Here is a 21320-nt window from a genome sequence, read left to right on the forward strand (position 1 = left end):
GTAGATTTCGCGATGCCCCTGACTGGAGCACTGGGTGAGTCACAAACAAGGTCGCGTGCGAAGCCTCGTTCAGGCGACGATCAAGGACGAGAACCTGGATCTGTACATCCTGGCCCTGGTTGCCGCGGCATTCACCGTTCTTGGCGTCACGGGGCTGTCCGACGCGAAGACGCTCTCATCCGTCGTACTTGGACTTCTTGCACTCCTTGCGCTGTCGCAGATCAAATCCAGAAAGGTGACCCAGCAGATCAGGGAGACCCAAGGCGCGGGATCACGAACCTTCCTGCGCCGTGAGTTTCCTGCCGACCTGATCACCAGGCGAGCGAACGCCTCCGACATCTTGCTGGCCGGTCGCACCATGAGCAGGACTGTCCAGGGCATGCGTCACGACCTCCCACCCATTCTGAAAAACGGTGGCCGGGTCCGGATCGTGGTGCTCGACCCCACCAACGAATCACTCATGGCAACCGCGAATCGGCAGATCTCCCACAGCCTCGGAGCCGAGCACCTGCGACAACGGATTCATGCGATTCTCGACGATCTGACCAACATGCGGGATCGTGTCGGCGGACGCTTGGAGATCCGCGTTGTCTCGAGCATTCCCTCCGCCGGGTTCAACTGCCTGGAACCGGCCAAGCCCAACGGAATCGTCTGCGTACAACACTACGAATTCGAACCCGATGGGGAGGCAAGCCCGATTCTCGCGTTGACCCGGGACGATGATCCTTGGTACTCGCATTTCCTGGCCGAGGCGGAACGCCTGTGGCACGCAGGGTCAGACTGGCCACCCGCGGTCCAGCCTCAGGCGGTGCCCTAAGCGAGACTGGAACACTCGGGAGTGTTTCCCTTGACCACACGCCCGCACCGACAAAGGAGGGCCAACCTGGTCGCCAACGAACGCGAATCATGTTCTTCCCTCCTGCGTAGCACCGGACGGTGTACACAAAGAGTGTCAGCGAAGCAGTGATCCAGTCCTGTGCAGACGACAGCGACAACCGGAAGGCGAGGACTCCAGGTCAGCGCGACAAAGTCGCGTTTCGTGGTCGTACGCTACGGGTTGTATACGGTCACCGACCCATCGACGAGGGCTCGCAACTGCTCACCCAGGTACGCCAGCGCTTCGGCGATCCAGGGCAGGGCCACGGGTTCGGCCGCATCCAGCGCCGCCCAGCGCTCCTCCGCGGTGACGCCGTAGAGCAGGCTCGTCGCGACCCGCAGAGTCAGCGCGGAACTGGAGTCGCCGAAAGCCTGTCCCGGCAGGACCGCGATCCCGTGCCTGTCGAGCAGGGTGCGTGCGAGTGCCGGGCTCGTGGTGATCCCCCGCGCGGCCAGACTCTCCGCATGCGGAGCGAAGTCGGGATAGAGGTAGAATCCCGCCTGTGGTGGCCGGCAGCGCACACCGGCGGCCGCGAACTCGGCGTACACGGCCGCCGCGACCCGGGCGTGCAGCCGCGCGGACGCGGCTACGTGATCCACCACCTCAGCGGGATCACCGAGAACATGGGTGGCCACCGCCTGCATCGGCGCCGCGAGGCCCGACCACAGTTCACTGGCGATCCCGGTCAGTTTCGCCCGCAACCGCCGCCCCCATTCGCTGTCGGGGGTACGGGCATAACCGATACGCCAGCCCCCGAGGGCGAGTGACTTGCTCAGCCCGGACGTGACCACCGTGCGTTCCGGCAGGAAACTCGCCGCGGAGGTGGCGCTGCCGTGGTGGCACAGCTCCGCGTAGATCTCGTCGCAGATGATCGACAGGCCGTGGCGCTCCGCGATCGCGCACACCTGGCGGACCTGCTCCACCGGCGCGACGGTGCCAGTGGGGTTGTCGGGGATCGTCAGCACCAGTACACCCGGACGCGCGCCGTCCGTGGTCGCCGCGCGCAGGGCCTGTTCCAGAAGTGCCGGGTCCGGAACGCCACCGGCAGCGTCGGTGATCGGGGCCGGGAGCACACGCCTGCGCAGCAGTGCCGCCTGTGCGGCGTAGCTGACCCACGCCGGCCGCGGGAGCACCACGTCACCGTCGAGCGCGGCCAGCAGCGCGAACAGCAGCGGCTTGCTGCCCGGCGCGAAGATGATCTGCTCGCCGCCGGTGACCAGGTCGCGGCGGGTGAACCACCCTGCCGCGGCTTCGCGGGCTTCCTCGGTTCCCGCGACGGGGCCATAACTGTTGCGCTGTGCGGCCGCGGTCAGGACGTCGATCAGGCCCGGCGCGACGGGCAATCCCGCCTCGCCGAACCCGAGATGCAGAGTCCGGTGCCCGGCGCGGCGGCGGGCCCGCACGGCCTCGTCGATCGCCAGCGTCGCGGATTGAGCCGGTACGGAAACGGCATCGGAGCCACCCAAGTTGGTCATGCCACCACCATGCACTTCGGAAAGCAACAGCAACAGCGCGAAATTACGCTGGAGGGTGTAAGAAGAACTGATGCTGGATCTGCGCCGTCTCGACATCCTGGTCCGCTTCGCCGCTCACCACAGCATCACGGCCACGGCCGAGGACCTTGGCTATTCGCCCTCCGCGATCTCCCAGCAGTTGGCGACTCTGGAACGGGAGGCAGGTGTCGCGTTACTCGAACGCACCGCCCACAGCGCGGTCCTCACCGACGCAGGCAGGGAACTCGCCGAACACGCCGTGGCGATTCTCGACGCGGTGGAGACCGCCCGGGGCAGCGTGCGCGCCCGCGCCGGAAGCGTCAGCGGCCGGGTCACCGTGAGCTGCATTCCCGGCCTTGCCGTCCGCATCGCGCCGGAACTGGCCGCACTGCAGGAGCGGCACCCCGAGTTGGTCGTGATCGCGCGGGAGACCGGATCAGTTGGCGCCGCCACCGACATCCTCGGGCGAGCCTGCGACATCGCCGTCATCGACGACTGGAATCGGTCCCCGGCATCGACGAGCGGGCTCACCAGCATCCGGCTGCACCACGAGCACGTCGTGCTGGCCGTACCGGCCGGGCATCCGGCCACGCGGCTGCCCGAGCCGGTCTCCGCCGTCGCGCTGCGCCGGACGGTCGAGCCCGCGACCTGGCTGAGCGCGCCCGCGGGCCACCTCTCCCGGAACGCGGGCGATCAGCGGCTCACCGCGGTGGCCGCGACACCGGCCCGTCGCTGGGAGTTCGAGGGACTCCACGTCATGGCCGCACTCGTGGGCACCGGAGCCGGGATCGCCTTTCTTCCCGAGAGCATCGCGACAGCCGAGGCCGGTGTGGTCGGTCTGCGCATCACCCCGCGCATGGACCGCCACCTCGTGGGCCTGACCCGGCGGAACACCAGCCACAACCCGGCCATCGCCGCCTGCCTCACCGCCATCCGCAACGCGCTCGCACCCCCGGACACGAGCGAATGAAGTAGACCTTCATCGCGGGGTGGCAGTCGCGCGGCGACGAGGCATTCTCGGTCGGCTACGCGCGGGAGTCGGCGTCGCTGTCCTTGTCGGAGTCGTCGGCCGGTTCCTCGTCATCCTCGCGTGGCACCCGGTACGGATCGGGATCGCCCGCGGGCGCGGCGCCGGTCGCCCGGCGAGCCACCTCCGCGTCGGCCTCCCTGGCCTTGGCGAGCAGGTCCTCGATGCGCTTGGCGTCCTCGGGCACCCGGTCCGCGACGAACTCGAGGGTCGGGGTGTACCGGACCCCGGTTCCCTCACCGACCTTGGTGCGCAGCACACCACGGGCGGATTCCAGCGCCGCCGCCGCCCCGGCGTAGTCCGGCGCCGCGTCCAGGGTCTCGCCCCGGACGGTGTAGTACACAGTGGCGTCCCGCAGGTCGCCGGTGATCCTGGCATCGGTGACCGTCACGGTCGCCAGCCGAGGATCCTTGACCTGATGCTCCAGTGCGGACGCGACGATCTGCGCGATCCGTTTGGCCAACCTGCGTGCACGAGCCTGATCGGCCATGGGACACCCCTTTCAGCTGAATGAATTACTCGTCGTCCGGCCCGAGTAACCGATGCCGGGCGGACAGCAGCTCCAGGTCAGGCCTGGCCGCCACCAGTCGCTCGCAGTTCTGCAGGACCTCGCGCGCATGCGTGGCGTCGGCCGCGACGACCGCCACCCCGACCAGCGCACGCCGATGCAGATCCAGGTACCCCGCCTCGGCCACGGACACCTCGAACCGCCGTCGGATCTCGGCCAACAGTGGCCGCACCGCCGACCGCTTCTGCTTCAGCGACCGGACGTCACCGAGGAGCAGATCGAGTTCGAGAGCACCGACGTACAAGGAACCTCACCGTGAGCATGATCGTGTTGTTGCCGGTGGGCGGGGCCGGGTGTCCACAGCGGACACCCGGCCCCGTACCGATATCTGTCAGGCGCGCGGCTTCTCGCGCTGCTCGTAGGTCTCGATGACATCGTCGACCTTGATGTCGCTGTACCTACCGAGCGTGAGACCACACTCGAAGCCCTCACGGACCTCGACCGCGTCGTCCTTGAACCGCTTCAGGGAGTTCACCGGCAGGTTTTCGGCGATCACCACGTTGTCGCGGAGCAGCCGAGCCTTGGCGTTCCGGCGGATCTGGCCCGAGGTGACGAGGCAACCGGCGATGGTGCCGATCTTGGAGGACTTGAAGACCTCGCGGACCTCGGCCTTGCCGAGCTCGACCTCTTCGTACTCCGGCTTGAGCATGCCCTTCAGAGCCTGCTCGATCTCCTCGATCGCCTGGTAGATCACCGTGTAGTACCGGACGTCGACGCCCTCGCGGTTCGCCCGCTCGGTCGCCTTGCCCTGTGCTCGCACGTTGAAGCCCAGCACGATCGCGTCGGACGCCGTCGCCAGGTCGATGTCGCTCTCGGTCACGCCACCGACGCCGCGGTGGACGATGTTGAGCTCGACCTCGTCCCCGACCTCGAGCTGCACCAGGGATGCCTCGAGCGCCTCGACGGTACCCGAGTTGTCACCCTTGATGATCAGGTTGAGGGTCGAGGTCTCCTTCAGCGCGGAGTCCAGGTCCTCGAGGCTGACGCGCTTGCGCCTGGCCGCGTTCATGGCGTTACGGATCCGGGCCTGGCGGCGCTCGGCGATCTGCCGTGCCACCCGATCCTCGCCCACCACCAGGAACGTGTCACCAGCGCCGGGCACCGAGGTGAACCCGATGACCTGGACCGGCCGCGACGGCGTCGCCTCGGTCACGTCCTCGTTGTGCTCGTCGACCATCCGGCGGACCCGGCCGTAGGCGTCGCCCGCCACCACCGAGTCGCCGACGCGCAGCGTGCCGCGCTGCACCAGCACCGTGGCGACCGGACCGCGACCACGGTCCAGGTGCGCCTCGATCGCCACACCCTGGGCCTCCATGTCGGGGTTCGCCTGCAGGTCCAGAGCGGCGTCGGCGGTCAGCAGAATCGCCTCGAGCAGCCCCTCGATGTTCACGCCCTGCTTCGCCGAGATCTCGACGAACATCGTGTCGCCGCCGTACTCCTCGGCCACCAGGTTGTACTCGGTGAGCTGCTGCCGGATCTTGTCCGGGTTGGCGCCCTCGACGTCGATCTTGTTGACCGCGACCACGATCGGCGCCTTGGCCGCCTGGGCGTGGTTGATCGCCTCCACCGTCTGCGGCATCACACCGTCGTCGGCCGCCACCACGATCACCGCGATGTCGGTCGAGTTGGCACCGCGGGCACGCATGGCGGTGAACGCCTCGTGACCAGGGGTGTCGATGAAGGTGATCAGTCGCGGAGTGCCCTCGAGCTCGGTCTCGATCTGGTAGGCACCGATGTGCTGGGTGATGCCACCGGCCTCACCCTCGAGCACCTTCGTCTTCCGGATCGTGTCCAGCAGGCGGGTCTTACCGTGGTCGACGTGACCCATGACGGTCACGACCGGCGGCCGGACCTGCAGGTCCTCCTCGTCACCGGCGTCCTCGCCATAGGTGATGTCGAAGGTCTCCAGCAGCTCACGGTCCTCCTCCTCGGGGCTGACCACCTGCACGTTGTAGTTCATCTCCGAGCCGAGCAGCTCGAGGATGTCGTCGGACACCGACTGGGTCGCGGTGACCATCTCGCCGAGATGGAACAGCACCTGCACCAGCGCTGCCGGGTTGGCGTCGATCTTGTCGGCGAAGTCGGTCAGCGAGGCACCACGCGCAAGGCGAATCGTCTCGCCACCGCCCTTGGGCAGGCGAACACCGCCGACGCTGGGCGCCTGCATGTTCTCCATGTACTCCTGGCGCTTCTGCCGCTTCGACTTGCGCCCCTTCCGCGAGGGGCCACCTGCGCGCCCGAAGGCACCAGCCGTGGCGCCACGACCGCCACCACCGCGGCCACGGAAGCCACCGCCACCGGGAGGGCCACCGCCGCCAGGACGGAAGCCGCCACCGGCGCCACCGCCACCACCACCGGGACCGCCGCCACCGGGACGGAAGCCGCCGCCACCGCCACCGCCACCGCGCGGACCACCGGGGCCACCACGACCGGCACCGGCACCTGCGCCGGGACCGCCACGAGGGCCACCAGGACCACCACGGCCGCCGCCGGGACCGCCACTGGGACGGGCCGGGCGGGTGGGCATCATGCCCGGGTTCGGCCGCGGCGGCATGTTGCCGGGTGTCGGCCGGTTACCGCCGGGAGCGTTACCACCGCCGCCGCCACGGGGGCCTGCCGCCGGACGCTCGGCACCCGGACGGGAGCCGCCGCCACGCTCGCCACCCTGCTGACCGCCACCGGGACGCGGTGCGGCCGGACGCGGCGCAGGTGAACCCGCGCCGACGCCGAACGGGTTGTTGCCGACTCGCGGAGTACGCGGACCGGGCTTGGGCCCCGCGGGCTTCGGCCCCTGCGGCTTCGGCGGCACGACCGCGCCACCGGAACCACCCTGCTGTGCGGGCGGGGTCTCCTGCTGCGGGGTTGCCTTGGCCGCGGGTGCCTCCTGCTCCGGCGGGGCCGGAGTGGGGGCTGCCGGGCCGGGACGCGGCCCCGGCTTGGGTCCGGGCTTCGCCGCGGGACGGGCCTGCGACTGACCGGGCTTCGGCGCGTCGTCGGAGGACGACGGCGCGGCCGGCGGTGCGGCCGGGGTTGGCGCCGACGGCGTGGACTGTCCCTGCGCCGCCGGAGCCGAAGGCTGTGCCTGTGGCGCCTGGGGTGCGGGGGCCGACGGCTTCTTGCCACCGGACCTGTTTGGCTTGGATTCCTTACCAGGGAAGGCATCACGCAACCGGCGGGCAACAGGTGCCTCGACCGTTGATGATGCCGACTTGACGAACTCGCCCTGCTCTTTCAGCTTGGCGAGTACGTCCTTACTCGTTACTCCGAGCTCTTTTGCAAGCTCGTGTACGCGGGCCTTGCCTGCCACTGCTCTCCTCAACTGGTGAGGCCGGCGGCTAGACCCGCAGACCTCGTCCTATCGTCGCGCGTTCATGGCTTCAGCTTCACGGCTGACTCATGACGGGTCGACCTGCTTCCTTGATTCCGACCAGATCCGAGAAGTTCCCGGACCCGTACTGCCCGTATCGCCATGCGATACCTCGTTATGACTGCTCGAGATGATGCCGTACAGCCGAGACGTCGAGCATTCCAGTAGTCCGCAGAGTCCTGGGAAACGCTCGCCGCCGTTCGGCCTTGGCCAGGCATTCCGGGTCAAGGTGCAGCCATGCACCTCGTCCCGGCAACCGTCGACGCTCGTCGACGACCACTCGCCCGTCCTCCGCGACCACCCGGAGCAGCTCGCCGGCCAGCGCCCGTTGCTTGCACCCCACACAGGTGCGAACCGGATACTCTCCGTGCTCGCGGCGTGCGGCGTCCTGCTTCGGACGTTGAACCACCGACAAGTCTAGACCGTCGCCCCTCACTCAGCCGAACCGGTTGTCGCGGCCGGTGCCGAGTCCGCGTGTGGCGACTCGGTCTGCACCGGCTCGCCGTCCGGCGCGGCGTCGCTGCGGATGTCGATCCGCCATCCGGTGAGCCGGGCGGCGAGGCGCGCGTTCTGGCCTTCCTTGCCGATCGCCAACGAGAGCTGGAAGTCCGGGACCACGACCCGAGCGGTCTTGGCCCGCTCGTCGACGACCCGTACCGATACAACCTTCGCGGGCGAGAGCGCATTCCCGACGAAGCGGGCCGGGTCCTCGGAGAAGTCGATGATGTCGATCTTCTCCCCGGCCAGCTCGCTCATCACGTTGCGCACCCTGGCCCCGACCGGGCCGATGCACGCGCCCTTGGCGTTCACGCCGGAGATCGTGGATCGAACGGCGATCTTGGACCGGTGACCGGGCTCCCGCGCGACCGCCGTGATCTCCACGGTGCCGTCGGCGATCTCGGGCACCTCCAGCGCGAACAACTTGCGGACCAGGTTGGGGTGACTCCGCGACAGCATGATCTGCGGGCCGCGCGCGCCACGGGAGACCCCGAGCACGTAGGCCTTGATCCGGCTGCCGTGCTCGTAGGACTCACCGGCAACCTGCTCGGCGGAGTTGAGCACACCCTCGGTGTCCCCGATCTGCACGATGACCATGCCCCTGGCGTTCGCCCTCGTGTCCCGCTGGATCACCCCGCCGACGATCTCGCCCTCCTTCGCGGAGAACTCGCCGTACGTGCGCTCGTGCTCGGCGTCCCGCAGGCGCTGCAGGATGACCTGGCGCGCGGTGGTGGCGGCGATCCTGCCGAAACCCTCCGGGGTGTCGTCCCACTCCTCGGCGATCTCACCGTTCTCGTCCAGGGTGTGCGCGAGCACACGCACGTAGCCGGACTTGCGGTCGATGTCGATCTTGGCCCGGGGCTGGTGGCCCTCGGTGTGCTTGTAGGCGGTCAGCAGAGCGGTCTCGATGGCATCGAGCACCGTGTCGAACGGGATTTCCTTGTCCCGCTCGATCGCGCGCAGCGCCGCGATGTCGACGTTCACCTCGACTCCTCCTGGTCTCGCCCGTTGTGGTCCTGTGTGTCGTTGTCCAGCAGTTTGAGCTCCTCGACCGGCGGCTGCCGGAACTCGATCTCGATGACGGCCTTGGCCGCATCGCGGTACGGCAGGTCGCGGATCGAGCCGTCGACCAGCAGCCGGACGGAGCTCTCACCCGCGTCGCCCACTCTGCCGACGTACTCGGCACCCTCGACCGGGGTGATGCGAACCAGCCGGTACCGGGCACGACGCCAGTGTCTCGGCTTGACCAGTGGCCGGTCCACACCCGGCGAGGTCACCTCGAGCGTGTAGGCCCCGGCGATCAACTCGTCGTGCGCGTCGAGCACGGCCGAGACCGCGCGGCTGATCTCGGCCACCTCGTCCAGGCCGACACCGTTGTCGCCGTCCACCACGACCTTGACCAGCTTGCGGCGACCCGCCTGCTGGATGTCGAGGCCGTCGAGATCGAAACCGGCGTCCGCGACCGCCTCGGCCACGATCGGTTCCAGCCGGCTGGCGACTTCTCCTGCCACCGTGATGCTCCCCTATTCGGCTGCGGGTACGTGGCCTGGCCGTTCGCCGGCATGCTGCCGGTCGCGCGTCCCTGCCGCAATCTTGTTGGTGATGGTCCAGCTTATCTTGCGGGATGCGCACGAGGCGGACGACGGGTCGGCCGGAGCGCGCGGAGGCGGGCTGGCGGCGCGCACGAGCAGGCGAGAAGCGCCGACAAGCCGCGGCACGGCCGTGCCCCGAGGCCGGCACTCTCCCGGAAAAGTGCGGTAGTTGCACACGCGGGGTATCGCACTTTCCCGGGAAAGTGCGATGGATGCGCCCACGTGCGCGCGGGCGCCGCGCGCCGGACCTCACCTGGCAGTATGGCCTCACGTGACGACTGGATGGAGATATCGACCGATGCCCCGCACCCGGCGTGACGTGCTGCGGGCCGCCCTGGTGACCGCGAGCCTGGTTGTCCCGCTCGCGGCCTGCGGCCCCGGTTATCCCGAGGATCCCGATTCGCTGGCCCCGCTGGTGGCACAGGCCGAGGCCGACGCCGAGGCGGCCCGGACGCTCGCGGGCAGGCTGGGCGGCGCGGAGGGCGAGGCCGCCGGGCGAGTCGCCGAGGTCCGTACCGAACATGCCGAGGCCCTGCGTCGCGAGGTGGAACGGGCGAACCGGCCGGCGGCCGAACCGGCCGCGAACGGTACCCAGCCTGCCGAGGCCGCTGACCTGGCCGCGCTGGAGCAGCGGCTGACCGCGGCCCGCGAGAGTGCGCTCGAGCAGCTACCGGAGGCATCCCGCTATCGTGCGGGCCTGCTCGGCTCGGTCGCCGCGGGGTGTGCCGCCGTGCAGCAGTTGTCACCGAAGCTCGGCGCCGGCCAGCCGGACCCGCTGGATCCCGTCACGACCGGCACGCTGGAACCGGAGGCGGTGACCGCCCTGCAAGAGGCGCTGGCGGCCGAGCACGCCGCGGTGTGGATCTACGGCCTGGCGAGCGCGTACCTGCCTGCCGACTTCGACAAGGGCGTGGACGCGGGCGCCGCCGCACACCGGGAACGGCGCGACGCCAGTGAGCGCGTGCTGACCGCCGCGGGCGTGACTCCGCAACCGGCCGAACCCGCGTACGTGCCCACCGCACCGGTCACCGACCAGGCCTCCGCGGTCGCGCTGGTGGCCGTCGCGGAGTCCGACGCCGCGACGGCGTGGCGCGGGGTGCTGGAGCGCACCGACGATGCTCCCCTGCGCACCATGGCGGCGCATGCGCTGCTGGCCTCCGCGACCAGGGCGACCAGCTGGCGGGCCGAGGCGAACGAGCAGCCCGCGGCCGTCGCCCTTCCCGGCACCGCGGCCTGAGCCGGCGAGGGGACCACGGCCGGGGTGCCCTGACCGCGTTCAGCCACCCACCCCACCGAGCCGCAGGGCGTCCTCGGTGACCCGGGAGAGCAGCTCCTTGTCGTCGCTGTCGTCGAAGAGCCGCGCCTCCACGATGGTCACCTCACCGCCTTCGACGCTGGAGTTGTACTCGCCACCCGCGACCTTCGGGGCTCCCGGGATCTTCGCGGTGCCGTCCCGGACCAGGTCGTTGACGTTGCCGGTGTTGTCGGTATCGGTGATCACCTTGAGCTGCTGGGCCAGCTCTGGCGTCGACATGGTCACCTGAACCACGGAAACCAGGACCCGCTGCCCGGCGGTCTCGCTGACGTAGAGGGCTCGCGACAACGCGTCACACGGATGCTCGGTGAACCAGTCCTCGACCTTGCCGTAGGAGTTGGCCGCGCAGTCGGTGGCGTTCTTCGGCCCCGCCACGACCTCGTACTGGAACTGCCCGCTGGTCAGCGGATCCTGGGCGACCGCCTGCGGCTCCGCACCACCGGAGTCGTGCCGGATCACCCACCAGAGCAGCCCGGACACCAGCGCGATCACCACGAGTGCTGCCGCCTTGACCGGCGTGAGCCGGGGCAGCGGTGCCTGGCCGGTGAGTCCCTGCGGTGTGGAGCCGTAGGGCGCGACAGGGCCAGGACCGGCGGGTACACCGCGCGGCGGAGATGTGGGTGCGTTCGCGGGCACCCGGGGAAGTGGCGCGGTGCTGTCCATGCTGTCCGGGCGGCCGCCCGGACCAGCAGCGCCGCCCACGCCACCCACGCCACCAACGCCGTTGTCCCGGCGGTCACCCGGATTGGGGAAAAACTGCGTTCCAGCCACGGGCAGTGACCGTACTGGACTCCCCAGGGCGCGGTGTTCAGGAGATGGCATCCAGCATGAGTTCGACGTCCTCGGCGGTGCTGTACAGGTGGAACCCGACCCTGGTGCGGCCCGCGCGCACACTCGCGCGAACGCCTGCCTCCGACAGCCGCTCGGTCAAGGCCGCCATACCGGAACTGTCCTTCGCGGCACCCAGTTCGTCTGCCCCGAGCGAGACGATGGCGCTGCCCCTCGGTGGCAGGCCGAGTTTGCCCAGCAGCAGGTCGGCCAGGCCGACGCAGTGCGCTCGCACGGCTTCGGCGTCCAGCGAGGCCAGGTACGGCAGCGCCGCGGCCGCCCCGACCTGCGCGAGCCAGGCCGGGGAAAGGTCGAGTCTGCGGGCGCTGCCGGCGAGTCGCAGCGGCAGGCCGTAGACGCTCTGCCACGGCTCCGCTCCGGCGTACCAGTTGGCCCCCAGCGGCACCGTTTTGCCGAGTGCCTCCGGGCGCACCGCCATCCACGCGGCGCCGCGTGGTGCGAGCAACCACTTGTACGCGGCACCCACCACCCAGTCCGCCCAGTCCAGCCGCAGGGGCAGCCAGCCCGCCGCCTGAGTGGCGTCCAGCAGAACCGGCACCGCCGCCGCTTCGGCCTCGGCGCGCAACGCGGCCAGGTCCACGATGGCACCGTCGGCGGACTGCACCACGCTGACCGCGACCAGGTCGTGTCCGGCGACGTGTCCGGGCAACTCGGCCAGGTCGACCTCGGTGACGGTGACACCCCGCGCCTGCAGTGCCGCGAACGGGAAGGTCACGCTGGTGAACTCCCCGCGCGCGGCGAGCACACGTGCGCCTTCGGGCAGACCGGCCGCGACCATCGACACCAGTTGCGAGACCGTCGCGCCGCTCGCGATCCGCTCTCCGGGCACGCCGATCAGCCGGCCGAATGCCTCGCGGGCCGTCCGGACCGCCGAGTCGAAGTCGTGCGGGTCGTCCAGCCCAGATCCCCAGCGCTGCACCGACCGCGCGACCGTCTCGGCGGTCTCGGCCGAGGGGACGCCGATGCTTGGAGTGTTCAGATAACCAGTGGGCACGTCGAACCGGGCCCCGAACGCGGTGCGCATGAGCCGACCTTATTGGACGCGTTCCGGGCCACCCGGCGAACGTGACGATCGCCTCTGTGTCACCGGCGCTCGAGAAACGGTCCGAACAGGTCCGGCACGGCTTCCTCGGCGAAGGCGAGTCCCTCGCTCTGCCCCACGTCCCGCGCGGAGTAGGCGCCACCGCCCGCCGCGGTTGTCGCGGTCAGCGTGATGAGTCCCGCCCTGCGCTGGAAGATCGTCTGTGTCGCCGTCCAGCCGACGATGCCGCGCCGTTGCAGGGCGGCGGTGCTACGCCGGACGGTTCCGCTGCGCGTGACGAGATAGCCGCCGGTGAGGCCGTGGCCGAGATTGCGGTAGGCGTCCCGGCCCAGCAGCCACGCGATCGGGAACAGCACGAACGCACTGATCCAGGCGAGGTGCAGCAGCACCGGGGTGAGCAGCAGCCCGAGCACGAACAGCACGAGGACCGGCACCAGGGCCGCCATGGTCGCCCAACGCAGCCTGCGCCACTTTGCCGCGACGGGGTGCGGGCGCAACCCGACCGCCGACGTCGGGGACTCCCGCTCACGGAGCACGACCGCCGCCACCCGGTCGGCCTCGGCCCGTGGCGCGGGTGGCAGCAGGGTCTTGTGGTCGGTCTTCTCGCTCTCCTTCTGCTGCACCAGCCCGGTCGCGATCGCATCCACCCGCGCGGCACCCACCAGACGGTGTCCCAGCGGCTCGACCACGTCCACGCCGCGCAGCCGCCGCTCCTCCAATGAGATGGAGCGGGTGGTGAGCAGGCCCCTGCGCACGCGCAGGGTTCCGCTGGGCTCACGCTCGAGGCGGAACCCCCACCACATCTCGAGAAACAGCGCGATGGCCCCGATCACGCCGACCACGATGGCGGTCAGCACCAGCCCGCCGATCACCACGGCGAGCGCGAGCTGGCGGATCAGCGCCGTCGTCCAGTCGATCACGCCGCCCTGCATGCCGAACCACTCGGCGACCTGCATGACAGCACCGAACGCGGCGAGACCGAGCGCGGGCGTCAGGAAGGACATCGGGGCGAAGCGCATCCAGCCGATGTCGAACTCGGCCAGCAGGCCGTTGTGGGCCTGCTCGGCCGCGTCGGCGGCCTCGGCGCCGACGGGGCTTCGGTCGAGCAGTTCCCGGCGCAGCCACTCGGCCTCGGCGCGGTTGACCGGGTGCAGGTCGATCGACCCCTCCCCCGCCCCGGCGCGTTCACCTGTGCCGATCTTGACCTGGACCAGGCCGAAGATCCGCAGCAGCGGTTTTCCGACGATGTCCACACTGCGGATCCGGTGCCGAGCCAGCGAACGGCGGTTGCGCACCAGCACTCCGGTGTGCAGGTGTACCCGGTCCGGGGTGATGCGGTACCTCGTGCGCCGCCAGCGGATGTCGTCCATCAGCGTGCCAACGCCGATCAGCAGCAGCGCCGCGGGCACGATCCAGGCCAGCGCGGTCCAGAACGAGGTGCCGCCGGCGAGCGCGACCCCCGCGGGGAAACCGGCGGCCACCGCGACGCCGGCCATCGTCAGCGCGGTCACGACGACCGTGCGCCGGTCGAGCTTGCGCCAGTCCTGGCCCGCGTCCTCACTGGTCACGTCGTCACTCACGTTGTCACTCACGTCGTCACTCATGTCGCGTCACCGGGTGTGGCCTGCGTGGTTTCGGTGAGCTGCTGCGCCAGGTCACCCGCGAGTTCGTGGTCCAGCCCCTGAATCTGCACCGCTCCCTTCGCCGAGGCCGTGGTGACGATGACGGTGGCCAGTCCGAAGAACTGCTCCAGGGGCCCGCGCTGGGTGTCCACCGTCTGGATGCGCGACATCGGAACCGCCCGCCACTCCTGCCAGAAGAAGCCGGTGCGGGTGTAGACGGCGCTCTCGGTCACCTCCCAGCGGTGCACCCGGTACCACCAGAACGGCAGCAGGATCGCCAGCGGCAGCCCGGCGACGGCGAGCCCACCGCCGCACAACCACAGCACCGTGCGCGCGTCGGGAAGCAGCAATCCCAGCACGATCAGCACGACAACCGGAACGCCGACCAGCAACACGGTCTGGACCAGCCACCACCGAACCGCCCTTTTGTTCAGCTGGTTTCGCGGCGGCCGCAGGCGTAACTCCGCGCTGTTCGCCCCGTCCGAGCTGTCCCCCGCCGTCGATTCGGACACCGGCATCCCTTCCCCATCATTGAATCCATTTAGGATAGTCACATTCTGCGCAGTGCGTCCCACAGCTGCGGCCAAGGCTGCCGTGGCGACCGGCAGTGCCAGACGGGAACACCCTGGTTCACGTTGTCCGGTTTGGCGTCGAGGCGCACCGTCGCCACCCTGCGCACCTCGCCGAAGTACCGGGTGAGGTACCCGGGATCGGAGCCGACGAACAGCACGTCCTCGGTTCCCGACTCCGGCCTGCCGGTGTACCAGTAGCCGCGCTCCGGACTGTAGACCGAGGGCAACCCGCGCTCCGGACCGTATATCTCGAGGGCGGAGGCCTGCCAGTAGCTCTCGGTGACCACGACCGCATCCCGGCGCACAGGCGGCGGCAGGTCGCGGTGTGCGGCCGCCACCGTGTCCGCCACCTGTGGCCAGCCGAGACTGCCGCTGGCGACGAAGTCCGTTGTCGTGACACTCGAGACCGGGCGCACCGGCAGCGCGAGCACGACGGCCAGCACCGCCGACAGTGCGTACACCGGCCAGGTGGGCACCCAGCGCCACCAGCGGGCGGGCTGGACGCGTTCGATCCGCACCGCCGATGCGGCGAAGAGCAGCCCGTACAGCCCGGCGACGTAGTAGTACCGGCCGACCGTGACGACGAAGATCACCGTGACCAGCAGGACCGTCCAGCCGAGAAATCGGTACGGCGCGAGCCCGGGATCGCGCAACAGCTGCCAGAGGCCATGGGAGGCGAGGAACGCGCCGACGAGCAGCCCGGCGAAGAGCAGCGCGAGCGGGACGAAGGCGATCGGCCCGCCCAGGAACCGGTTCACCTGCTCGGCCACGACCTCCTGCATGTCGAGGTAGGGCCAACCGTTGCGGGCCTGCCAGAACAGCGTCGGCAACGTCGCGAGCACGGTGCCGACGGCACCATCCCAGAGCGCGGGCCTGCGCAGGAGTTCGCGGGGCCCGGCGATCAGTACGACGATGCCGAGAGCGACCCAGAAGAAGAAGATGAGGAACTTGCCCTGCATCGCGACGGCGGTCACCAGCCCGGCAGCCAGCAGCAGGCGGTCCTCGCGCGTCCTGACCCAGCGCACGACCAGCCAGGTCGTGAGCGTCCAGCAGAACGGGTCGATCGTGGAGGTGGCGAGCAGGTGACCGGAACCGAGCAGCTGCGGGGAGATCGCGTACGCCCCTGCCGCAAGCGCCTGCGCCCGGCGCCCACCACCCAGTTCCCTGGCGATGAGCGCGGTGAGCACCACCCCGAGCACGGTGACGAGCAACGCGGGCAGTCGCAGCCCGACCACCGACCCCGGCAGGACGGTGTCCATCCCCCTGGCGAGCAGCGGCAGCAGCCACGGCTGGTCCGCGTAGCCCCAGTCCAGGTGGAATCGCCCTGCCGCGAGGAAGTACAGCTCGTCGCCGAAATAGCCGATCCGCCCGCTGGTGGCCAGGAGCACCGCGCCGACCGCACCGGCGATCGCGAAGACCGGCCCCCTGGCCAGCGGCGGGAGCGCGCGAGGCGTCGCCGGCCTGCCCTGCGCCGCGTCCCCGTCGGCTGCTCCCCCGGTGTCCTGCCCAGCCTCGTCGCCCGCGACCGAGCCCACTGGTGCGTCTCTCACCCGGCAAAGTCTGACAGCACCCCGCACGAGCACCCTGGCCGGGGAATTCGTCGACGAATTCCCACCGGTGGCTATCCCGGGAGGGGTGCGGGGACGTTCGCCTCCCGCATCAGGCATTCGAACAGGATCTGCAGGTGGCGCCGGCCCCTGGCCCACCGGGCGTCAAGTTCCGCCCGGTCCCTGGTGGCCCAGCTGGCGATCAGAATGCCCCGCACCACGTCCATGGCGGTGTACACGGCGTGCAGGAACTCCGGGTGGGCGGCGTGGTCGGGCAACAGCACCTTGCCGAACTCCACCAGACTGCCGGTGGCGATGGGCTCGGTGGCCGACATGTGCCTGCGCAGTTCCGGATCGGTCCTGGACGCGACCCACAGTTCCACGGTCGCCGAGAAGACCGGCCCCTGGTGCATCTCCCACATCAGGTCCAGCGCGTCACCGATCGGGTTGGGAGATTCGCGCAGCCGGTCCAGCTCGCCGAAGGCCATCTCGGTGCGCTTCGCGGCCAGGTACTTGATCGCGGAGACCACCAGGTCGGTCTTGGTCGGGAAGTGGTGTACCTGCGCCCCCCTGGTGACCCCGGCGCGGTCGGCGACCTTGGTGGTCGTGGTTCCCGCGTAGCCGTACTCGACGAGACAGTCGATCGTCGCGTCCAGCAGCCGCTGTCGCATCGCCGCACTGCGTTCTTCCTGGGTACGGCCGGTACGGCTGCCACCCCGCTCGCCGTTCGCTCCGCCTCTGGCACCAGACATGCGGCTCAGCTTACTGCGCCGGTAGATACCAATCCGATCTCCAGTAGGCCGACCCTCTTGTCTCCCAGGCAAAGCCGGTTTGGGGAGTCGGCCTACTTCCGGTCTCCTTGGTATGCCGTCTGCGTGTGGCCGCCTCCTTGTCCCGCTGCTGTTCCTAGTCGGCCAGCACCTCGGCGAGCACGGGCAGCGCGATGTTGCGGCCGGACACCACCGCGACGGTCCTGCCTCGCCGCGGCACCGCGCCCGCGAGTACCGCGGCCACGCCCGCCGCCCCGGCGCCCTCGGCGACCACCCCTCGCTCGGTCGCCAGGTGCCGGATTGCGGCTCGCAGGTCCGCCTCGCTGACCGTGACCAGCTCGTTGACCAGATCGTCCACCATTCCCACCGTGACGGAGCCGGGTTCGAGGTTGCCCGAGATTCCGTCGGCGATTGTCTGGCCGATCTCGATCCGCACCACCTCACCTGCCCGCACGGAGGCCGCCACCGAAGGAGAACGTTCGGCCTCGGCTCCGACCACCCGCACATTCGGGTGCGCCGACGCCCACAGCGCGATTCCGGCGATCAGTCCGCCGCCACCGACCGCGCACACCACGGTCAGCGGTTCGTCGAGCAGGTGCTCCAGTTCGTACCCGAGGGTTCCCTGGCCCACGATCACATCCGGATCGTTATAGGGCGAGACGAAGTGGGCACCGCGTTCGGCGAGTTCCAGCGCGTGCGTCTCGGCGTCGTCGAAGCTGTGTCCCACCTGGACCAGTTCGGCGCCACTCGACCGCAGGGCCGCCACCTTCACGGGGGAGGCCTTCTCGGACACCACCACGGTCGCGCGCCGCCCCAGCTCACGGGCGGCGAATGCGACACCGAGACCGTGGTTGCCCGCCGACGCCGTGACGATCGGGACGCCTTCCGGCGTACGCGACACCGCGTTGAACGCGCCACGCACCTTGAACGAGCCCGTCGGCTGCATCGACTCCAGCTTCAGGAACATCTCCGGGCCAGGCAGCAGCGGGGTGGGCCGCAGATGCGTGCGGACGACCTCGCGTGCCCTGTCGATCTCGTCCCGGCCGGGGCGGCGCACCGCGCGGACGGTGGGAGTGGTGGACATGAGCGCCCTCCTGTCTTCGCCGGTCTCGTCGTTGCCTCCACGATCCACCCCGCCGATCATCACTGCCACCCTGACTGGCAGCGCCGAGCCTAAGCTCCGCTTATGCTCGATCCGCGCCGCCTGCGGCTGCTCAGGGAGGTGGCGGCCACCGGCTCGATCGCGGAGGCCGCGCGACGTGCGGGATGCACCGCTGCTGCTTGCCCGGCTGGTGGCCGGGCCGGCGAACACCGGAGGCGAGTGACTCAACGTTTTGGGCCGCTCGCCTCCCGCAGGGCGCCGAACACGCCCATCAGCACGTGACTGAGGTTGATCACCACCAACCCGGCGCCGTGGGCCATGGCGGCCTTCGCCTCGTCGGGTCCGGGCACGATGTCGGCCCTGACCCGGCCGAGGCGCGCCGCGTGCTCGTGCACGGAGTCCACCGCGGTCCGCACTCGCGGCTCGCCCGCCGCCCCGGGGTGGCCGAGTGACACAGCGAGGTCGGCAGGTCCGACCATGACACCGTCGACACCCTGAACGGCGAGGATCCGCTCGGCGTTCGCGCAGCCCAGCCGAGACTCGATCATCACGACGACCAGCGTGCGCTCGGCCCGGCTCCGCAGGTGGTCCACAGCCTGCACGGTGCCGTAGCCGCCGTCCCTGCCATAGGTGGCGAAACCCCGCGAGCCCAGCGGTGGATAGTGCGCGTGATCCACCACGGCCGCGGCCTGTTCGGGTGTGTCCACATGCGGCACGATCACTCCGGTCGCGCCCTGGTCGAGCACCCGCTGCACGAGCGCCGGTTCGTTCTGCCCGACGCGTACGAGCACGTCCATCCCGTGTAGCTGCGCGGCGGCGATGTGCCTGCGCAACGTCAGCACGTCGGCCGGACCGTGCTCGCAGTCGACGACCACGTAGTCGATCCCGCCGAAGCCGGCCATCTCCACCAGTTCCTCGGCGGGCAGGCGAACGAGCACTCCGAGCAACCGCTCACCCGCGGTGAGCCTCGACTTCATCGTCACCTGGCCACCATCCCTGCCGAGAGGTCGATGTCGGCCGCGCACAGGCCGGGCATGTGCAGCATGGCGACCACGGCCGATCCGACCTCCTGCTCGGTGACCATCCGGCCGAGCGCCGAGCGTCCCACGAAGGCGCGTTCGGCTTCGGCGTAGCTGGTCCCCGTCTGTTCGGCCTCGAACCGGAAGTTGCGCCGCATCCGTTCGCCGTCCACCGGTCCGGGAGACAGCGTGTTGACACTGATCCCCAGTGGACCGACTTCGGCGGCGAGCGTGCCCGTCAGGCCGATCACCGCCATTTTCGACGCACAGTAAGGAGTCCGGCGGGCCAGGGGACGCTTTCCGGAGACCGAGGCCAGGTTGATGATGTCGCCGTGCCCGCGTTCGATCATCGGCGGGAGCAGCGCCCTGCACATCAGATACGTGCCACGCACGTTCACGTCGAAGACCTCGTCCCAGGACTCGGGGTCGATGTCGACCAACGGCGCGACGGGCCCCGGCACACCGGCGTTGTTGACCAGGATCGACACCTCCTGGCCGGCCAGCGAATCCTTCAGCGCGGCAACGGAGTCGGCGGACGAGACGTCACAGACCTCCGCCCGCGCCATCCCGTCGTGCTCGCCGACGACCTCGGCCAGCCTGGCCCGGTCCCGGCCGACCACCACGACGTGGGCGCCCGCGCCCACCAGTGCCGCCGTGATCGCTCTGCCGAGTCCGCTGCCACCGCCGGTCACCAGGGCCGTCCGGCCCGCGATCACCGGGCGGCCTCGGCGGCACCGGTTTCGTTCCACGCGAGTGGCGCGCCCGCGAACTTGGCGGCTCGCACGTCGCCGGAACGCGCATGCCCCTCGAACAGCTCGACCCGCGCGGCCCGGCCGCAGACCTCCCCGAGACGCGCGCTGGCCTCGGGGTCCACGACCTCCGAGTAGGTCACGGTTTTGAGGTACTTGCCCACCCACAGGCCGCCGGTGTACCTGGCGGCACCTCGCGTCGGCAGTACGTGGTTGGTGCCGATCACCTTGTCCCCGTACGACACGCACGTTCCCTCGCCGAGGAACAGGCCACCGTAGTTGCGCATCCGGGTCAGCGCCTGCCGCGGATCGGCGGTGAGCACCTCCACGTGTTCACTGGCGTAGCCGTCCGCCACGGTGAACGCCTCGTCCATCGACTCCACCACCAGGACCTCGCCGTGGTCACGCCACGCTGGTTCGGCGAAGTCCCGGGTGGGCATGCCGGGCAGCAGCCGGTCGATGTGCTCGAGCACCTCGATGCCCAGCCTGCGCGAGGTGGTGATCAGGACCGCGGGTGAGTCCGGGCCGTGCTCGGCCTGCGACAGCAGGTCCACCGCGACGACGAACGAATCGGCGGTCTCGTCGGCGATCACCAGGATCTCGGTGGGGCCCGCGAAGAGATCGATGCCCACCTCTCCGAACAACAGTCGCTTGGCTTCGGCCACATAGGCGTTTCCAGGGCCTGCCAGTAGATCCACGGATTGCATGGACTCGGTGCCCACGGCCATCGCGGCAACGGCCTGCACCCCGCCGAGCAGGTGGATCTCGTCAGCTCCGGCGAGATGCATCGCGGCCACCGTCGCGGCGGGAACCTCGCCACGGATGGGCGGCGTGCACGCTACGACGCGCTCCACACCCGCCACCTTCGCGGTCACGATCGTCATGTGCGCGGAGGCGGTCAGTGGGTACCGCCCGCCGGGAACGTACGCGCCCACCCGTTCGACGGGTATGTGCTTCTGTCCGAGGCGCACACCGGGGAGGGTCTCCACCTCGAACTCCGCCATCGAGTTCAGCTGGTGGCGGGCGAACGTCCGCACCTGGTCCTGGACGAACTCGATGTCCTCGAGTACCTGGCGCGGAACCTCGGAGACGATCTCCTCAATGCGTTCGGGCGAGAGCCGGAACGCGGGCGGCGACCACGAGTCGAATCGTTGCGACCATTCCCTGACCGCTGCGTCTCCGCGTTCGCGGATGTCGTCGATGATCGCCGTCACCCGGTCGGTGACCTCGGTCTGGCCGCGGCGATCGATTCCGGTCGCGACCGCGTTCTTGAGTGCTTCTGACATGGCAGTCCCATTTCCAGGTGTCGGG

Annotated in this window: 20 protein-coding genes; 3 read left to right on the top strand and 17 right to left on the bottom strand. The window is 70.0% G+C overall.

Annotation, left to right across the window (positions count from 1 at the left end; all coding sequences use genetic code 11):
* Nucleotides 1-34 precede the first annotated feature (34 nt).
* On the top strand, nt 35-817 hold the full coding sequence (locus BM199_RS25860; RefSeq protein WP_091676592.1) for a DUF5919 domain-containing protein: 783 nt from the start codon (nt 35-37) through the stop codon (nt 815-817).
* Between the two features lie 233 nt (nt 818-1050).
* Here the strand turns inward: BM199_RS25860 and BM199_RS25865 are convergent, their stop codons facing one another.
* On the bottom strand, nt 1051-2352 hold the full coding sequence (locus BM199_RS25865) for a pyridoxal phosphate-dependent aminotransferase (protein WP_091676595.1): 1302 nt from the start codon (nt 2350-2352) through the stop codon (nt 1051-1053).
* Between the two features lie 70 nt (nt 2353-2422).
* Between BM199_RS25865 and BM199_RS25870 the strand changes: the two genes are divergently transcribed.
* Nucleotides 2423-3340, top strand: a complete 918-nt coding sequence (locus BM199_RS25870; protein ID WP_091676597.1) for a LysR family transcriptional regulator — start codon at nt 2423-2425, stop codon at nt 3338-3340.
* 55 nt (nt 3341-3395) lie between these two features.
* Here BM199_RS25870 and rbfA read toward each other — a convergent pair whose 3' ends face one another.
* From rbfA to rimP, 6 genes are all read right to left on the bottom strand, one after another.
* Nucleotides 3396-3887 (bottom strand): 30S ribosome-binding factor RbfA, encoded by a 492-nt coding sequence (rbfA, locus tag BM199_RS25875; RefSeq protein ID WP_091676600.1) that lies wholly within the window; start codon nt 3885-3887, stop codon nt 3396-3398.
* A gap of 25 nt (nt 3888-3912) precedes the next feature.
* On the bottom strand, nt 3913-4209 hold the full coding sequence (locus BM199_RS25880; RefSeq protein ID WP_091676603.1) for a DUF503 domain-containing protein: 297 nt from the start codon (nt 4207-4209) through the stop codon (nt 3913-3915).
* 87 nt (nt 4210-4296) lie between these two features.
* A complete protein-coding gene (gene infB / locus BM199_RS25885) occupies nt 4297-7272 on the bottom strand; it encodes a translation initiation factor IF-2 (protein ID WP_091676606.1) in 2976 nt (991 codons plus the stop codon).
* Nucleotides 7273-7447: 175 nt separating this feature from the next.
* Nucleotides 7448-7741, bottom strand: coding sequence for a YlxR family protein (locus tag BM199_RS25890; RefSeq protein ID WP_091676609.1), 294 nt, complete (start codon nt 7739-7741; stop codon nt 7448-7450).
* A gap of 23 nt (nt 7742-7764) precedes the next feature.
* Entirely contained in the window at nt 7765-8814 is a 1050-nt protein-coding gene (gene nusA / locus BM199_RS25895; protein ID WP_091676612.1) for a transcription termination factor NusA, read from the bottom strand.
* The gene (gene rimP, locus BM199_RS25900) at nt 8811-9341 is read right to left on the bottom strand and encodes a ribosome maturation factor RimP (RefSeq protein ID WP_091676615.1); all 531 of its coding nucleotides are present in this window, start codon (nt 9339-9341) and stop codon (nt 8811-8813) included. The genes nusA and rimP overlap by 4 nt, the downstream gene beginning before the upstream one ends.
* Before the next feature lie 379 nt (nt 9342-9720).
* On the opposite strand from rimP, the gene BM199_RS25905 reads away from it, so the two are divergent.
* Nucleotides 9721-10659, top strand: coding sequence for a DUF4439 domain-containing protein (locus tag BM199_RS25905; protein ID WP_091676617.1), 939 nt, complete (start codon nt 9721-9723; stop codon nt 10657-10659).
* A 39-nt stretch (nt 10660-10698) separates the two neighbouring features.
* On the opposite strand, the gene BM199_RS25910 is transcribed toward BM199_RS25905, so the two are convergent.
* From BM199_RS25910 to hisD, 10 genes are all read right to left on the bottom strand, one after another.
* Complete coding sequence (locus BM199_RS25910) at nt 10699-11508, bottom strand: hypothetical protein (RefSeq protein ID WP_245788698.1); 810 nt, start codon at nt 11506-11508, stop codon at nt 10699-10701.
* Nucleotides 11509-11545: 37 nt separating this feature from the next.
* Nucleotides 11546-12610: an aminotransferase class V-fold PLP-dependent enzyme gene (locus BM199_RS25915; RefSeq protein ID WP_091676620.1), complete on the bottom strand. Its 1065-nt coding sequence runs from the start codon at nt 12608-12610 to the stop codon at nt 11546-11548.
* 59 nt (nt 12611-12669) lie between these two features.
* Nucleotides 12670-14232 (bottom strand): PH domain-containing protein, encoded by a 1563-nt coding sequence (locus tag BM199_RS25920; protein WP_091676623.1) that lies wholly within the window; start codon nt 14230-14232, stop codon nt 12670-12672.
* Nucleotides 14229-14762, bottom strand: coding sequence for a PH domain-containing protein (locus BM199_RS25925; protein ID WP_245788700.1), 534 nt, complete (start codon nt 14760-14762; stop codon nt 14229-14231). Before BM199_RS25925 ends, BM199_RS25920 begins: the two co-directional genes overlap by 4 nt.
* A gap of 38 nt (nt 14763-14800) precedes the next feature.
* The gene (locus tag BM199_RS25930; RefSeq protein WP_245788702.1) at nt 14801-16372 is read right to left on the bottom strand and encodes an ArnT family glycosyltransferase; all 1572 of its coding nucleotides are present in this window, start codon (nt 16370-16372) and stop codon (nt 14801-14803) included.
* Nucleotides 16373-16443: 71 nt separating this feature from the next.
* Nucleotides 16444-17040, bottom strand: a complete 597-nt coding sequence (locus BM199_RS25935; RefSeq protein ID WP_091676631.1) for a TetR/AcrR family transcriptional regulator — start codon at nt 17038-17040, stop codon at nt 16444-16446.
* A gap of 235 nt (nt 17041-17275) precedes the next feature.
* The gene (locus BM199_RS25940; protein WP_091676819.1) at nt 17276-18223 is read right to left on the bottom strand and encodes a threonine ammonia-lyase; all 948 of its coding nucleotides are present in this window, start codon (nt 18221-18223) and stop codon (nt 17276-17278) included.
* Between the two features lie 242 nt (nt 18224-18465).
* The gene (locus tag BM199_RS25945) at nt 18466-19218 is read right to left on the bottom strand and encodes an HpcH/HpaI aldolase family protein (RefSeq protein ID WP_091676633.1); all 753 of its coding nucleotides are present in this window, start codon (nt 19216-19218) and stop codon (nt 18466-18468) included.
* A 2-nt stretch (nt 19219-19220) separates the two neighbouring features.
* Nucleotides 19221-19976 carry an SDR family NAD(P)-dependent oxidoreductase gene (locus BM199_RS25950; protein WP_091676635.1) on the bottom strand — a complete coding sequence of 252 codons (756 nt, stop codon included), beginning with the start codon at nt 19974-19976 and terminating at the stop codon, nt 19221-19223.
* Nucleotides 19973-21295: a histidinol dehydrogenase gene (gene hisD, locus BM199_RS25955; RefSeq protein WP_091676638.1), complete on the bottom strand. Its 1323-nt coding sequence runs from the start codon at nt 21293-21295 to the stop codon at nt 19973-19975. The genes BM199_RS25950 and hisD overlap by 4 nt, the downstream gene beginning before the upstream one ends.
* Between the last annotated feature and the right edge of the window lie 25 nt (nt 21296-21320).

Source organism: Amycolatopsis marina, from assembly GCF_900111885.1.
GTDB lineage: Bacteria > Actinomycetota > Actinomycetes > Mycobacteriales > Pseudonocardiaceae > Amycolatopsis > Amycolatopsis marina.

Bases quoted from the DNA above. Each gene is read 5' to 3' on its own strand.
- BM199_RS25940 (WP_091676819.1), bottom strand. From the start codon at position 18,223: ATGTCCACCACTCCCACCGTCCGCGCGGTGCGCCGCCCCGGCCGGGAC.
- BM199_RS25935 (WP_091676631.1), bottom strand. From the start codon at position 17,040: ATGCGACAGCGGCTGCTGGACGCGACGATCGACTGTCTCGTCGAGTAC.
- hisD (WP_091676638.1), bottom strand. From the start codon at position 21,295: ATGTCAGAAGCACTCAAGAACGCGGTCGCGACCGGAATCGATCGCCGC.
- BM199_RS25865 (WP_091676595.1), bottom strand. From the start codon at position 2,352: ATGACCAACTTGGGTGGCTCCGATGCCGTTTCCGTACCGGCTCAATCC.
- BM199_RS25870 (WP_091676597.1), top strand. From the start codon at position 2,423: ATGCTGGATCTGCGCCGTCTCGACATCCTGGTCCGCTTCGCCGCTCAC.
- BM199_RS25920 (WP_091676623.1), bottom strand. From the start codon at position 14,232: ATGAGTGACGACGTGAGTGACAACGTGAGTGACGACGTGACCAGTGAG.
- BM199_RS25905 (WP_091676617.1), top strand. From the start codon at position 9,721: ATGCCCCGCACCCGGCGTGACGTGCTGCGGGCCGCCCTGGTGACCGCG.
- BM199_RS25915 (WP_091676620.1), bottom strand. From the start codon at position 12,610: ATGCGCACCGCGTTCGGGGCCCGGTTCGACGTGCCCACTGGTTATCTG.
- rbfA (WP_091676600.1), bottom strand. From the start codon at position 3,887: ATGGCCGATCAGGCTCGTGCACGCAGGTTGGCCAAACGGATCGCGCAG.
- BM199_RS25945 (WP_091676633.1), bottom strand. From the start codon at position 19,218: ATGAAGTCGAGGCTCACCGCGGGTGAGCGGTTGCTCGGAGTGCTCGTT.